General features: G+C 66.9%; 1 pseudogene. It reads left to right on the forward strand.

The features are described from left to right. A pseudogene (locus IB249_RS29645) lies at window positions 1–266 on the forward strand (type IV secretion protein Rhs); the annotation flags it as partial.

Genomic DNA, 266 nt, shown 5'->3' on the forward strand with positions numbered 1-266 from the left:
TGGGTTGTCAGCGGTGGAGCTGTTGGCTGCCCGTGTCGATGCAGGATGGGTCGTGGCGCTGCTGGGCGAGGCGGGGCAGCTGGTGCAGCGCTGGGACAGTCGCGGCAGCCAGCAGCGGGGTTACGATGATCAATTGCGGCCCTTGGCGATCACCGAGCAGCTTCACGGCGAGGTCGCGCGGGTGGTCGAGCGTTTTCAGTACGGCGGGGTTGAGGGTGACGCTCGCAATCAGTGCGGCCAGTTGATCCGTCACGACGACCCCGCCA

The sequence above is a fragment of the Pseudomonas sp. PDM04 genome (assembly GCF_014851765.1).
In the GTDB taxonomy this organism is placed as follows: domain Bacteria; phylum Pseudomonadota; class Gammaproteobacteria; order Pseudomonadales; family Pseudomonadaceae; genus Aquipseudomonas.